Genomic DNA, 15,331 nt, shown 5'->3' with positions numbered 1-15,331 from the left:
AACAAGAAAAGTAAAGTTTCTATACAATATAATAAGATTCCCTTTGTGAAGAAAGACTACGATTCAACTAGAATATACAGAAACACACAAAAAAAAGGGTGCGTCACAGACTTATGACACACCCTCATTTTTTATTTTACAGAACTTTAGCAAGTTATTTCTGTTTTATATCAAACTGATAAGATCCAGAGGCGAGCTCCAAATGATGGAGTTCCTTATCCGCACTTACGTATCTGACTCCCGATGCCTTTTTCAACGGCTTACCATTCTCTGAAATGAAAGAGACGGCAGGGGCAGGCAAGTAGAGAGAAGCAGTCGTATTGGCAGGAACCGTAAACTCATAACGGATACCGGAATCAGTATATTGCCAACGGCTGCTGATTCTGCCATACATTGAATCATAATAACCCTCAGCATGAGTAATGCCACGCGTAGGGTCAACCTCCGGCTTCAGGATGAAATGCTTGAAACCAGGCGATTTCTCATCACGGCAGATACCGAGAGAGTAATTGTACATCCACGATGCCACGGCTCCAAAAGAATAGTGATTGAACGAATTCATACTGTTGTTCTCACCAAATCCATCCTTTACCGTATAAGAGTTCAAACGCTCCCAAATCGTAGTGGCTCCATTCTTTACAGGATAAAGCCAGGAAGGATAACCCTCATACTGCAGCAAGCGGTAAGCCTCCTCGGTCATACCATTATCCGAAAGTGCCTTACTGATCCAAGCGGTACCGATAAAACCCGTCAGGAGCGAATAAGCTGGATAACCGACCATCGGAATCTTGATGGCTGCAGCGAGATGAGCCGCCATCTTCTTCTGCAAGCCACCATCTACCACATGGAATGCCAAAGGAAGAGCATAAGATGTCTGGGTATCAATCAACTGTCCCTTGCGCTCAGCATCATACCACGAACAGATGGTCTTACCTGTAGCCTCATCAACGAATGTTTTCCTGAAGAATGCCCTGCGCTCGTTCGCCAACCTGGTCAGCCATGCCGCATCCTCAGTCTTGCCCAAAGCCTTTGCCATCTGAGAAAGAATATCCAGATCGAATATGAAATAACATTCCCATACGAGCGACTTATCATCTTTTTCATAAGACGGACTGAGCCAATCGCCCAAATCGCCCCACTGATGATGCTGTACGATAAGTCCTGTTTTCTTATCCACATACTCATCCAGCACAAACTGGATATAGCGCTTCATCGATGCGTAATGTTCAGCCAGCATAGCCTTGTCGCCATATTGCTGGTAGAGTTCCCAAGGCAAGGTTACACCGGCACTACCCCATAGCAAGCCACCGAAACCACAATTGGTTGGAGCCACATCAGGATACTGTCCCTTAGCACTCTGCAAATCACGGACAGAGATAAGATAGCGGCGCAAGAACTGGGAAGCATCGGTAATATATGTAGCAGAACGCCCGAATACGGAAATATCACCCATCCAGCCCAAACGTTCATTACGCTGAGGACAATCGGTAGGAACAGACATGAAATTAGAACGCGTAGACCATACCGAATTGAGCCACAAGCGGTTGATATCAGAACGGGAGGTAGAATATTGCGAAGCCTGCTCATTCATCGAACTCACTACGATCGCCTTTACCTGGTCTGGTGCTACCGGAGCATCAACACCCGTAATCTCGAGATATCTGAAACCATGAAGGGTATATCTAGGCGAGAAAGTCTCTTCACCTCCCCTGGCAATATAAACATCCTGCGAAGTTGCCACACGCAGATTCTCGGTCATGATCATGCCTACATGATCCTGATAGGCTGGCAAATCAGGATATTTGATTTCGGCTGTACGGATCTTTACTTCTGTTCCAGGTTTCAAACCTGAGAAATGTACCAGAGGAACACCCGCCATATTCTGTCCGAGATCATAGACATAAACACCCTTGCGCGGTTCTACACAATTGAGAGCCGTCAGGGTATCAACAGGCATGATAGCCTCAGCCATATCCGGGAGAAGCTGGAAATCCTCAGAAGTTTTGAAATCAGATTCCTTCACTTCTACCGCAGTCTGCCAATTTCTGTCATCAAAATGAGGCATCGCCCATCCTTTGCAGTCTTGTTCCTTGCGTGCATCATACACCTCACCCATAAAGAAACTGCCATATCTTACAGCGCCATCATCATAGCTTTTCCAGGTAGCAGGATCGGTAACGATGGTTTGCTGCGAACCATCCTCGTAGGTTATCTGCAACTTTGCCATTAACGACTGCCTGTCGCCATAGAAATTCCAATTTCCGGTTACATAGGTGGCACCACCACTCCACCATCCTTCGGAAAGGACGGCTCCGATAGCATGCTCACCCGACTGCTGAAGCAAAGAAGTTACATCGAAGGTCTGGTAAGTATGAGTATGGTTATACTCTGTAGTACCAGGGTTGAAATAAGCTTTACTTACTGCCTTACCATCTATATAGATGTCGTAGATTCCGCGGGCTGTAGCATAAAGACGGGCTTTTCTTACTTTTTTGCCAGAGGTAACGAACTCTGTACGAAGCATAGGTGCAGTATTCTCCTTAAAGGCAAAGATGCCAAGTGCACCCTCTTTCTTGCCATCTACAGAGAGTTGGTTGGCAGAGAACTGGCTGACTGAGAGCTGGCTGGCAGAGAGTTGCTGTAAAGGAGCAGCTACCACATTCTGAGGCGATTTAAAGTTTCTTACTTCAATATGGCTGAAAGTAGCCTTCTGACCTTTAGCCACGTAATATCCCCAATCGGCAAGCATCGGATAGGCAATATAGTTATTACCCTGTTCTCCGGTAGGATTCAGAATCAGACTACCTACAGAATGCTGTTTGCCATCAGTATCGATTTCTACCTTATCGCCAACAATTTCCTTTCCATCCAGGAAGAGAGTAGCCGCACCGGTATCCATCGAAATATCTATCTGATGGGCAGCATACTGATTCTGCCTGTTGATAACCGCAGCAGGAATATCATAGGAAACCAAAGGTGCGGCATCCGTCTCGCCAACCTTGTAGCCCCGACGATAGAAATTGATACGGGCAGGCTTCGACTTTCTGAGAGGCGCAATATCAAGTTCTACGCGGATATAAGAAGAATCCTTCGCATTGGATACCCCTAAGAGATTCTTATTGCGATCCATCAGTCGGGGGTCGTTGGCACCGAAGATGAAGGAAGCTGCCGTTGACTTCGATTTCTTATCGAGTTGCAGTTCGTAATGAAGTCGGAAGGTTGGGAAATAAGGGGCATAGAACATCACGGGAGCATTGCCTCTTCCTATCCATTTAGCACCTTCCCAAGCCAGATATGTTCCATTTCCGGCTGTCGTGATAGGATGGTTATAATCTGTACCCAGCACCAAGGCTGTTTCAAAAGCAGAAGAAGCCTGCAGTTCTTCGTTTTTCTGATTCCAGACTGTAAGATGCCACTGGTAGCGGGTAGAAGGGCGAAGCGATTCGCCAGCATACTCAATGCCTAGCGATTCGGTACTTTTCACCTTACCCGTATTCCAGACTTCCTTACCCGTTTCATCAATAACAGATATCCGGTATGCACTCTGCTGGTTTCCCCGACTTTTATCATCAACCTCCATCTGCCAGGCAAACCGAGGATGCATGACACCTACTGCCAGTGGAGTATTCCGATATTCCACTTTCAGATTCTTCAGCCATGTAGCTGCATGTAATCCAGATGGCAGCATCATACTGGCCATCCATATTCCGATAAATTTCATACGCTTTTTACTTTGAACCTTGAACTTTCTAATTAGCAAAGACAGCTGTTTTTATTTTTCACTTCATCCCTACTCCTTTATCTTTCCTGCCTTCTTCACAATTTCATCAGCCACCTGCGGACCATTATTCTGCCAGACATTATTAGGACCGCAGGCGTTTTTCAGGAATTTCTCTTCTGGCGTCCAGTTATCTTTCAGGAGAATATTAGAAGAGCCCTCATCAGTATAGAGATAGAAATAATGATGAGGATCGTGTACGTAGGAAGGATGGAAGATATCCCGCACAACATTCTCTGAAATAACCGTGTTAGGCTGGTTGCCAAGTGTGTAGATGCCAGCGCAATCGTACATGTGGGCAGCATAGCGCTCGATAAGATTGGCATGAATGCGATTATCATGCATCACAACCAAATCGCGGTTCCACCCCCATCCCATACTGATAGCCGAATAACTGACATCATGAATATAATTATGTTCGATATTCATGCGGCTGACGTAACCCAAAGCAATGGCACAGGTACCCCACTCCTCGTTTGTAACATCAGAGAACTCGCAGTTCCTGACATGCAGTCCGCTACACACCTCACGCAAATCCTGCGGACGATAAGGCAGATGCGTCTCCAATCCGGCAGGCGAAAAACTGCCACATACCAATCCATTCATCGCTATATCTTCGAAGGTGCTGTTAAGTACTGCTCCATCCCGGCAACCCTCAACAAAATCGAGACCATCGCCCCCCAGATGTCCAAAAGAGCATGAATCGAAAACCGCTCTGCTTGCATAGCGCAATTCAACAGCAGCAGCGGGTCTGCCAAGCCAATCCTGATTATCTAGTTTATGGTTGTTCACACGGTCGATACTAGGGCGCAGTTTGTAACCTTCGGTAATGAACATTCCCGCCTGCAAAGGTACATGTCCCTTGTAAGAAGGGCGGTTCCATGTTGTAACTTCAAAGTTTACATTTCTGAAAGTAACAGCATCCACCATCCTTTCTCTGGTTCCCTCGAATTTTACCAACGTTTCCAAAGCCGGCGCCGCAACATCCATACGCTCCCCTTTCCTAGGCATATAATACAGTTTATGCGTACGGATATCATGATACCATTCACCCGGTTTATCCAGAAGAGGCAGCGCATTCGAGATAAAAAAAGGTGAATTGTGCTCACAATTATACATAGGTGAAGGCCAAGGACGTTCAAACTGAATCTTAGCCTCGGGATTGTGGAAAGATACGGCTGCAGAATCGCCCTGAATACGGATGTTTCTGATGCGCAGATAGCTTACCTCCCACATCTGATGCAGCGTCATCTCTGCATATCTTGCATCTGGTCGGATGATGCTGTTACCCGCCTTATCCTTAGCACCCGTCAGAAGCTGACGAACAGCAGAAGCCGGAACCCAGATGATGCGTTTCTTCTTGTCTACCCATCTGATGCGAGGCATCTGATTGAAATCACTCACGCTACGTGCCCTATCAGCCCGCGAGTGATTCACCCAGAGATGTCGGAAATCCATAGGACATCCATTGAAATCAGGCATATCAGCCACCCAATATCTGCCCTGTTTCTTCCATCCGGTAACCGGTACGGCTCCTGTAAGTACCGTACCTGCCGAATGCTTTACCGAAGGCGTTCCCTCAAAACAGAGATGACTGTCTTCCGGACGGAGCACAAGAGGTTCATAGAGTCGGTATTGACCTGCCTGCATTTTAACTACTACCGAATCTGCCTGTCCCAATCTTCTCATCTCGCGAGCCTTGCGGACCGCATCAGCGAGAGAAGAATCGGGTGATACTTGAACATAGCCTATCTTCTTATTTTCAGCAGAGAGAGCGAGGCTAAAGCCCAGCATTCCCAGCAATAGGATTCTTCTTAATTTCATAACTAAAAAAAAATTATTTTCTAACTGAAAGCCAAACCGACATTTCTACATCACTACCCCGATTATCCCAGGCATAATAAGGAATGAGCGTAATATTTACTTTTTTCTGGGCAGGAGCAAGTGTACGGTAAAGCTGGTTTTTCTGCCAGGAAGCTGCAGTTCCCTTTTCAGCAAGCAGCGCCTCACCCTGGAGCGCAACAAACTCGTGACCGTCGATTGTCTTCTTTACTTCAGTCCATTGGATATCAGCAGGAATCACGATGTCATTCACGCTTACCCTACCATACTTATCTTTGCAGGAAGCAGGAACAGAAGAAGCATCGATATCCACATTTTCCAAACAATAGACAATAGGTCCGCGCATCACGGCTATCTGGTTCTTATTCTCTTCAACCAAAGGGTTAGCCTCCACCAGACGAGGTTTCATATCAAATGTTCGTTCTACGAGGGTTCCCTTCTTCCAACCAGTCTGTCTGCCTTTTGAATCAGTAGCAGAAATCGCCTCATATCTACCCTCTCCCGGTACACGGAGCATCAAGGTTCTGATATTCTTAGCCTTGTTGATACGAATGGAAATCTTGCCATCATAAGGATAACCTGAAGTCATCTCCATATCAACATCCTTTGTTTTCAGATGATTATCACCATACATGTTCACCCACAAAGTATCCCCTTTCACGGCATAAACATACTCCTGCGCTTCGCAAAGTGCACGAAGGGTGTTAGGTGGACAGCAGAAGCAACTGATATACTTCTGGCGGGTTTTCGGCCAGCGCATCACATAAGGGAAATCGCCCGTACGGCGCAGGGCTTGAGTATAGAAATATCGGGTACCATCGAGCGAAATGCCCGGCAAGACTCCATTCAGAAGTTCGTTTTCTACCATATCCATATAGCGGGCATCAGCTGTGGTTTCGAGCATACGCCAGGATAAGAAGATATTACCAATCTGCGCACAGGTTTCATTATGCGAAGTCTCGTTTGGCAACTGATATGCTCTGCCGTATGCCTGATGAATCTGCTGAATGCTTGGCTGATCGTAACTGGTTCCATCAGGTGATACACCATCATAGAGGGCACCACATCCACCTGTGATATAAATCTTGCGATAGGTGATATCATCCCAGATACGGGACAGATTCTTCATGAGTTGCTTCTCGCCGGTTTCGGCATAGAGATCAGCTACACCCGCATAGAGATAGTTGGCTCTCACCGCATGCCCCATCGCCTCATATTGCTCACGGAAAGGATGGCGATCCTGATTGTGATCTTCACCATTCTTCACTTCATCACGAATGGCAATCAATCCCTCTGCCAGTTCCAGATAACGCTTGTCGCCGGTAGCACGGTACATCTCTGAAGCTGCCATATAATGAGAAGGACAGATTGCATTGCGCGCCAACTCATCGCGCTGGTTCTTCAGGAAATCATAGAGAAAATCGGCTGCCTTGAGTGCACAGTTGAAGAGTGTCTTCTTGCCTGTGGCACGCCAATGTACGATACCGGCAGTCATCAGATGTCCCAGATTATAGGTTTCGAAGTTGAGACGGCTGGCAAAGGCTCCTTTCTCATCTTTTCCTCCTACCGTGATACCGATTTCGGCTTCATCTTTCCGGTCTTTGAGAGCATGCGTATCGATGCCCTTATGGCGCTCATCTATCACCACCGGGGTATGGATATAACCATCGGCACGCTGTGCCTTAGCTACTTCGGCAATAAAGCAATCCATCAGGGCATCTAGTTTCTGATCATGGGTTACTGCATAAACCGAAGCGCATGCCTCAAGCCATTTATACATATCGCCATCATGAAAAGGAGGTCCCCAATGTTCGCCTTCAGCATCGCCCGCCGCAATCTCGAAATTACGGAAACCGTGCGATACCTCGGGTGTATCCCAGGTTTTCCACATATCCCAAAGCGAGGTTTCAGAGAAGACCTTGAATCGGTCACCCCAAAAACCGCCTGTCCAACGGGTACTTCCTAAAGGCATATTTACCATTCGGGCTTCCTTGCTGTGGCTCATATCTACCAGTCCATTGTGCTGTGCCATGATTGGGGAGGTAAAGGCCGAAAAAGCAAGAAGACCTGCCATCATCCACTTTCTGCTGTAGTTTGCTGTCATCATTATTGTTATTCGTTTAGTTTTTAATTTAGTTTTAAGACGAAAAAAGGGATGATTTTGTAATCACCCCTTTTTATTTATTATGTATTGTTTCTGCGGATTCATTACCGGCGATGAACAGCATTCTAATTGATGATAATACCGCCATTTGGCTGAATCACAACCTTTGCCTTACCATTCTTGCCTACTTTCAAGGTCTTCTTTACCGAAGTATAGAACTTCTCGCCCTGTTTCTTTGGCTGATCGGTAAGATATTCCACAGTCTTACCTGCGAACATAGGCAGATTGAGGGTCAGGGTGAGCGGCTTGTCTGTAGCATTCAAACCACCGACAAACCATTTGCCGTTATTGACAGCTGCACCTGAGCCATTTTCTTGTGACGCCTTGCGGGCTACTACCGCATACTTCGTAGGATAACCTGCGATAAACTTAACATCCTCCCATGCTGTCGGCAAGCCCTTCAACCAGTCCAACTCCCACTGAGGAACATCCTGCAGATTGTTAGGATAGAGACAAACACAGTTTACGCTGCTCTGGTTGGTGATAGCGGTTGCCATCTCAAAAACATCACTAGTATAACGCTGATGACGGCTCTTGTTATCTCTTGAAAGATATTTGTTCATCATCACACCACCCCAGTCGAAGCTGGCTACGGCATTTCTTGAGAAAGGATGCATCGTCATCTCGAAAGCCTCCTTCTTGGCATGATAATCCATGAAATATACATTTTCAGAAGCCAGTGCAGCCTCGCTGGAAACATAGTTAGGATACATGCGCTCCCAACCTCTAGGCATGGTACAGCCATGGAAGATTACCTCCAGACCGTAATCGTTGGCATCGCTCAGGATATCTTCATAGAGTTTCATCGTCTCCTGCTTGTCACCACCGAAGAAATCAACTTTGATTCCCACTACACCTATCTTCTTCATCCAAGCCATCTCCTTCTTACGGGCGATGGAATTGTTCATAATCTGACGAGGAGTCTGCGGAGCATCATTCTCGAAACCATTCGAATTATACCAGAGCATCAGACTAACCTGCTTACTCTTGGCATACTGAGCCAGTTTCTCAATCTTGTCACGACCGATGCGCTGGTCCCACCAGTTGTCTACGAGGATAGCCTCATAGCCCTGAGCCGCAGCAACATCAATCATCTTCACCTGATTATCATAGTTGATACTCTCATCCTGCCAGATCAGCCAGCTCCAGGTATAGCGTGAAGGCTTATACTGCTGAGTTGGTTCATACAGAGGTTCTACCACATCATAAGGGATGGTAGTTTCAACAATCGGAGCCAATGTGGTGCCAACGGTGATGGTGCGCCATGGTGTTTCGCCAGGCAAGGCAATACCGGCAAATTCAGAACCGAATCCATTGTTTTCACCCTTCTGAGGGAAAGCTACCATATATCCCTTCTCTGCATCATAATCAGAAAGTCGGCTGGCTGGATATGCACTCGACACACCTGTTTCGCTGACCAATGCCCAACCATCATTACCTACCTTGAAGAGACAAGGGAAGGTATAGCCCACACCAAACTGCGACTTCTTTGCCATCGGAGCATCAGGAGTATATTCTTCTTCGTAAGATGGTTTGGTTCGTTCCCAACCCGTCATCGGACCAATCTGAGGACAGAGGAAAGTGGTAGTCTGCTCTGGGAAATTGAAACCGCTCACCTCATTATATATAATCACCGACTTAGGATTATCCTTCTTCGGACGGATCATCTCATATTTGTAGGCAACATCATTGTTGCTTACATGGAGATGCAAGGTCATGGAATCCTTCTTGGCATTGAGGAATCCGATGGTAGCCTCATAAACATCCTTTTCAATGTGGCTTTTCTTGATACGGGTCATGTCGTAAGAAAGATGCTTCTCAGTTCCTTTCATCGCACCCATGGTAAGATGCTGGGAGAAATCGCCATAGTTGGCTACCAGTCCCAAGGCAGAAGGTTTAAGCATCTGCTTGCCATTCAACTCTACCGAATAGAAAGCCTTTCCGTCCACACATTCCACCTTAACCGCCAATCTGCCGTCAGGTGAACTTACTTCATAATTGTTAGCTTGTGCACAAACCGTGCCGAGCAACAAAATACTAGCAATACAAAATTTTTGCTTCATTTTCATTTTATTGTTAGGTTGAAATTATAATCTTCTCTGTGATGCAACAGCAGTATCGCCGGCATACTGTTCCATTCCTGCTCCATATACTGCTGCGTGCAACAAAACTGCATGCAAAGATAAGCTATTCCTGTGAAAAAGGGGTGTACTTTTTGTTCAAAAAAGCTATCTTTTTCGTAAAAGCTAACGAAAAAGAGACAAAAACGGGAAGAATCAATGGAAGGAGAAGCCCCAGGATGAGAAGAAATCAAAAAGCCCCGACATCACGTCGAGGCTTTTGAAGTTTTTGAATGTTTCAGCAGTTTGTGTTTTTTTTATGTAGTTATGATTTATTCGTTTTTGAAAATCAATTCCTTTTTCTGGGTGCAAAATTAAGACAAATATTGATATAAATCAAATAATTCTCGATTTATTTAGCAAAAAACCACGTAAACGTTTACAAATTTTGCGCACCAAAAAGACCGTTTGTGCGCTGTTGTGGCTAATATACAGCTGTGTATTTTGTGTCTTTTGAATATTTTCTGTCACATTAATAAAAAAGTTAAAATATTAACGCTATATTTTGTTTTCTCTGTATTTTACACTATCTTTGCACTATCTTTTCACATTATTATATATATAGAGAAAATAGATGAAAGAATTTGTAATATCAGAAGTCAAGGCGGAAACCGCTGTACTCGTGGGTCTGATTACCAAGACGCAGGACGAAGCCAAGACAAAAGAATATCTCGACGAGTTGGAATTTCTTGCCGATACTGCGGGGGCTATCACCGTGAAGCGATTCACGCAGAAGGTGGTTTCTCCTAACCAGACTACCTATGTGGGTAAGGGTAAACTCGAAGAAATTAAAGAATATATCAAAAACGAAGAGGAGGAAGATAGAGAAGTAGGTATGGTCATCTTTGATGATGAACTCTCTGCCAAACAGATCCGTAACATCGAACAGGAACTGCAGGTGAAGATTCTGGACCGCACCTCTCTCATCCTCGATATCTTCGCCATGCGTGCGCAAACTGCTGCGGCTAAAACCCAGGTAGAGTTGGCGCAATACCGTTATATGCTCCCTCGTCTGCAAAGACTCTGGACTCACCTAGAACGACAGGGTGGTGGTTCAGGTTCTGGTGGCGGTAAGGGATCTGTTGGTCTGCGTGGACCAGGTGAGACCCAGCTCGAGATGGACCGCCGTATCATCCTCGGCAGAATGAGTCTCCTCAAAGAGCGACTGGCAGAAATCGACAAGCAGAAGACTACACAGCGAAAGAACAGAGGCAGAATGGTGCGCGTGGCACTGGTGGGCTATACCAACGTAGGTAAATCAACCATCATGAATCTGCTCAGCAAGAGCGAGGTGTTTGCCGAGAACAAACTCTTTGCTACCCTCGACACCACCGTTCGCAAGGTAGTGGTAGACAACCTGCCGTTCCTCCTTGCCGATACCGTAGGATTCATCCGCAAATTGCCTACCGACCTGGTAGACTCTTTCAAGAGTACCCTTGACGAGACACGCGAGGCCGACCTTCTTCTGCACGTAGTAGACATCTCACATCCCGACTTCGAAGAGCAGATTCAGGTAGTAGAGAATACGCTCAAGGAACTGGATTGCGCCGATAAGCCATCGATGATTATCTTCAACAAGATAGACAACTACTCATGGGTAGAAAAAGAGGAAGACGACCTCACACCGATGGAGAAAGAGAACATCCCGCTGGAAGACCTGAAGAAGACCTGGATGGCAAAACTCAACGAGGACTGCCTCTTCATCTCGGCAAAGAACAAGGAGAACATCGACGAATTCCACGAGATACTCTACAAGAAAGTAAGAGAGTTGCACGTACAGAAGTATCCATACAACGACTTCCTGTACCAGGATTATGAGTAAGAACATAAACAACAAGTAAGTTATGAATGATTACAGACCTTTAACCACCGAGGAAATCGAGGTGCTTAAACATAACGACTGCTGGGCCGAAGACTGGACCTCAGTCAATGTATCAGAAGATTTCAAGCCCAACTTCATGCACCGCGTGATGCTCTATGGCGAAGTAAACATCGGAGCCTTCAACAAGAACGTGGAGGTGAGCCAGGGCTTCGTAAAGCATTCGGGCATCAACAACGCCACCTTGCGCAATGTAACCATAGGCGACGACTGTCTGATAGAAAACGTAGGCAATTTCATCAACAACTATACCATTGGCGATGATTGCTACATCTCAAACATCTCGACCATGGAAACTACCGAGGGAGCTACTTACGGCGAAGGAAATCTCGTGAGTGTACTCAATGAGGTGGGAGAAGGCAACGTAATCCTCTTCAGCGATCTGAACAGCCAGCTGGCAGCCTTCATGGTGAAGCATTTCCCTGACAAGGAGATGAAGGAGAAGATTCGCCAGCTCATCAAGACCGACATCGACAACAAGATGCCGGAGAGAGGTCAGATTGGCAACAATGTGAAGATTATCAATACCAAGGAGATTACCAACTGCGTAATCAATGATTACTGCGAAGTGAACGGTGCTTCCCGTCTGAGCGACTGTACGTTATTGGGCTCTGTTCATGGCAACGTATATATCGGCACGGGCGTTATTACAGAAAACAGCATCATCGCTGAAGGCACCAGCGTCATCAACAGCGTGAAGATACAGGATTGTTTCGTAGGCGAAGCCTGCCAGTTGGCTAACGGCTTTACCGCTTCAGCCTCCGTTTTCTTCGCCAACTCCTACATGAGCAATGGCGAGGCCTGTGCTGCCTTCTGCGGTCCTTTCACCGCTTCTCATCATAAGAGCAGTCTGCTTATCGGTGGCATGTTCTCCTTCTATAACGCCGGTTCTGCCACCAACTTCAGCAACCATGCCTACAAGATGGGACCTATGCACTGGGGCATTCTGGAGCGCGGTTCCAAGACAGCCAGCGGTGCTTATCTCCTGATGCCAGCCACTCTGGGTTCCTTCTCAGTATGCTTCGGCAAGCTGATGCATCACCCTAACACCCGCAACCTGCCTTTCGCCTACCTCATTGCAGATGGCGACAAGATGTTCCTCATACCGGGCAGAAACATCACCACCGTAGGTCTGTACCGCGACATCAAGAAATGGCCTAAGCGTGATCTCCGTGCTATGGAGAACCGCAAGAGCATCGTCAACTTCGACTGGCTTTCACCTTATTCTGTTGGCGAGATTCTGAAGGGTAAGAAGATTCTTGAAAACCTGCGCGAGGTTACGGGCGATAACGTTTCGCAGTATCTCTATCACGAATATATCATACCGGCTTCATCGCTCCACAAGGGCATCAAATATTATGATATCGCCCTCCGCATCTACATGGGTGCCGTATTAAAGCGTGTACTGAAGCGCGACCCTGCCATCACCCCTCCAGCCAGCCATGTCGGCGTGGGCGATTGGGATGACCTTTCAGGGCTCTTGCTCCCGGTTTCTGAAGAGGAACGCATCGTTAGGGATGTGAAGGAAGGAACCATCGGAAATATAGAACAGCTGCTCGACCGGTTTGAAGAAATCAATGCCAACTATCGCGACTACCAGTGGGCATGGACCTACCAGATGATCTGCGATTACTACGGCATCAGTGACATCACACTCGAAGATGCCAACCGCATACACGAAGATTATATCAAGGCACGCCGCTCATGGATAGCAGAAATCCGGAAGGATGCTGAGAAAGAGTTCGCCATGGGCGATGTGGAGGAAGAGGTTTTCCGCAACTTCGTCGACAGCCTCGACCAGGAAATAGAATACGAGAATTAATTAGACTTGAATATTTCAACAGTTTAAAATAACAAAAAACATTATGGCAAAAACTCCAGATTTTAAGTATGCTCCAATGTTCCAGATTGGAGAGGACAAGACAGAGTATCGCCTTATCTCTAAGGAAGGCGTAAGCACAGCAGAATTCGAGGGTAAGACTATCCTCAAGGTTTCTAAGGAAGCTCTTACTTTGCTGGCACAGCAGGGTTTCCACGACGTAGAGTTCAAACTCCGTCGTGAACACAACCTCCAGGTAGCTAAGATTCTCAGCGACCCAGAGGCTTCAGAGAACGACAAGTATGTAGCACTCCAGTTCCTCCGCAACGCAGAGACTGCCGTGAAGGGCATCCTCCCATTCTGCCAGGATACAGGTACTGCTATCATCCACGGCGAGAAGGGTCAGCGTGTATGGACTGACTTCGAGGACGAAGAGGCTTTGAGCCTGGGTGTATATAACACCTTTACACAGGACAACCTGCGTTACTCTCAGAACGCTCCTCTCAACATGTATGATGAGGTGAACACCCGCTGCAACCTGCCTGCTCAGATTGATATCGAGGCTACAGAGGGCGACGAGTACCGCTTCGTGATGGTAGCTAAGGGTGGTGGCTCTGCCAACAAGACTTACTTCTACCCTATGACCAAGGCTACTATCCAGAACGAGGGTACACTCCTCCCATTCCTCGTAGAGAAGATGAAGAGTCTGGGTACAGCTGCATGTCCTCCTTACCACATCGCCTTCGTTATCGGTGGTACTTCTGCTGAGAAGAACCTCCTCACCGTGAAGTTGGCTTCTATCAAGTACTACGATGAGTTGCCTACTACAGGTGATGAGACAGGTCGTGCTTTCCGTGACATCGACTTGGAGAACAAGCTTCTCGAAGAGGCTCACAAGATTGGCTTGGGTGCACAGTTCGGCGGTAAGTATCTCGCTCACGATATCCGCGTCATCCGTCTGCCACGTCATGGCGCCAGCTGCCCTATCGGTATGGGTGTTAGCTGCTCTGCCGACCGTAACATCAAAGCGAAAATCAATAAGGACGGTATCTGGTTGGAGAAGATGGATGAGAACCCAACAGAGTTGATTCCTGAGGAGCTCCGCAACCCAGGTGAGGGTACCAAGGGTATCGAGATTGACCTCGACAAGGGTATCGACGCCGTTCGTGCTGAGTTGAGCAAGTATCCTGTAAGCACCCGTGTTAACTTGAAGGGTACCATCATCGTAGCTCGTGACATCGCTCATGCTAAGCTCAAGGCTCGTCTGGATGCAGGTGAGGAGATGCCAGAGTACTTCAAGAACCACCCTATCCTCTATGCTGGTCCAGCCAAAACTCCAGAAGGTTATCCATGTGGCTCTATGGGACCTACCACAGCAAACCGTATGGACCCATACGTAGATGAGTTCCAGGATCACGGTGCTAGCCTTGTTATGATTGCCAAGGGTAACCGTGGCGATGTTGTTACTGAGGCTTGTAAGAAGCATGGTGGTTTCTACCTCGGTACTATCGGTGGTGTAGCTGCCGTTCTCTCTCAGAGTTCTATCAAGAGCATCGAGTGCGTAGAGTACCCTGAGCTCGGTATGGAGGCTATCTGGAAGATTACCGTAGAGGACTTCCCAGCATTCATCCTCGTAGATGACAAGGGCAACGACTTCTTCAAGCAGTTGAAGCCTTGGACTCCTTGCAAGGAATGCCAGAAGTAAATGATACTGAAATCATGATATGAA

Annotated in this window: 7 protein-coding genes; 3 read left to right on the top strand and 4 right to left on the bottom strand. The window is 46.9% G+C overall.

Annotated features, from left to right (window positions below):
* Positions 1-154: 154 nt before the first annotated feature.
* From ACWJAO_RS10890 to ACWJAO_RS10875, 4 genes are all read right to left on the bottom strand, one after another.
* Complete coding sequence (locus ACWJAO_RS10890; protein ID WP_449140261.1) at positions 155-3,721, bottom strand: family 78 glycoside hydrolase catalytic domain; 3,567 nt, start codon at positions 3,719-3,721, stop codon at positions 155-157.
* 69 nt (positions 3,722-3,790) lie between these two features.
* Entirely contained in the window at positions 3,791-5,602 is a 1,812-nt protein-coding gene (locus ACWJAO_RS10885) for a right-handed parallel beta-helix repeat-containing protein (RefSeq protein WP_449140260.1), read from the bottom strand.
* 13 nt (positions 5,603-5,615) lie between these two features.
* Positions 5,616-7,727 carry a glycoside hydrolase family 127 protein gene (locus ACWJAO_RS10880; RefSeq protein WP_449140259.1) on the bottom strand — a complete coding sequence of 704 codons (2,112 nt, stop codon included), beginning with the start codon at positions 7,725-7,727 and terminating at the stop codon, positions 5,616-5,618.
* Positions 7,728-7,849: 122 nt separating this feature from the next.
* Positions 7,850-9,853, bottom strand: coding sequence for a glycoside hydrolase family 97 catalytic domain-containing protein (locus ACWJAO_RS10875; RefSeq protein WP_449140258.1), 2,004 nt, complete (start codon positions 9,851-9,853; stop codon positions 7,850-7,852).
* 625 nt (positions 9,854-10,478) lie between these two features.
* On the opposite strand from ACWJAO_RS10875, the gene hflX reads away from it, so the two are divergent.
* The 3 genes from hflX to ACWJAO_RS10860 are packed head-to-tail and all read left to right on the top strand — an operon-like array spanning position 10,479 to position 15,307.
* Positions 10,479-11,726, top strand: a complete 1,248-nt coding sequence (hflX, locus tag ACWJAO_RS10870) for a GTPase HflX (protein ID WP_449140257.1) — start codon at positions 10,479-10,481, stop codon at positions 11,724-11,726.
* Positions 11,727-11,748: 22 nt separating this feature from the next.
* Positions 11,749-13,605 (top strand): DUF4954 family protein, encoded by a 1,857-nt coding sequence (locus tag ACWJAO_RS10865; RefSeq protein ID WP_449140256.1) that lies wholly within the window; start codon positions 11,749-11,751, stop codon positions 13,603-13,605.
* Positions 13,606-13,648: 43 nt separating this feature from the next.
* On the top strand, positions 13,649-15,307 hold the full coding sequence (locus ACWJAO_RS10860) for a fumarate hydratase (protein ID WP_117661403.1): 1,659 nt from the start codon (positions 13,649-13,651) through the stop codon (positions 15,305-15,307).
* Positions 15,308-15,331 lie beyond the last annotated feature (24 nt).

Source organism: Segatella sp., from assembly GCF_977051555.1.
Note: the sequence above shows the minus strand (reverse complement) of the source record. Positions and strands in the feature narration are given on the sequence as shown.

Bases quoted from the DNA above. Each gene is read 5' to 3' on its own strand.
- ACWJAO_RS10890 (WP_449140261.1), bottom strand. From the start codon at position 3,721: ATGAAATTTATCGGAATATGGATGGCCAGTATGATGCTGCCATCTGGA.
- ACWJAO_RS10885 (WP_449140260.1), bottom strand. From the start codon at position 5,602: ATGAAATTAAGAAGAATCCTATTGCTGGGAATGCTGGGCTTTAGCCTC.
- ACWJAO_RS10880 (WP_449140259.1), bottom strand. From the start codon at position 7,727: ATGATGACAGCAAACTACAGCAGAAAGTGGATGATGGCAGGTCTTCTT.
- ACWJAO_RS10875 (WP_449140258.1), bottom strand. From the start codon at position 9,853: ATGAAAATGAAGCAAAAATTTTGTATTGCTAGTATTTTGTTGCTCGGC.
- hflX (WP_449140257.1), top strand. From the start codon at position 10,479: ATGAAAGAATTTGTAATATCAGAAGTCAAGGCGGAAACCGCTGTACTC.
- ACWJAO_RS10865 (WP_449140256.1), top strand. From the start codon at position 11,749: ATGAATGATTACAGACCTTTAACCACCGAGGAAATCGAGGTGCTTAAA.
- ACWJAO_RS10860 (WP_117661403.1), top strand. From the start codon at position 13,649: ATGGCAAAAACTCCAGATTTTAAGTATGCTCCAATGTTCCAGATTGGA.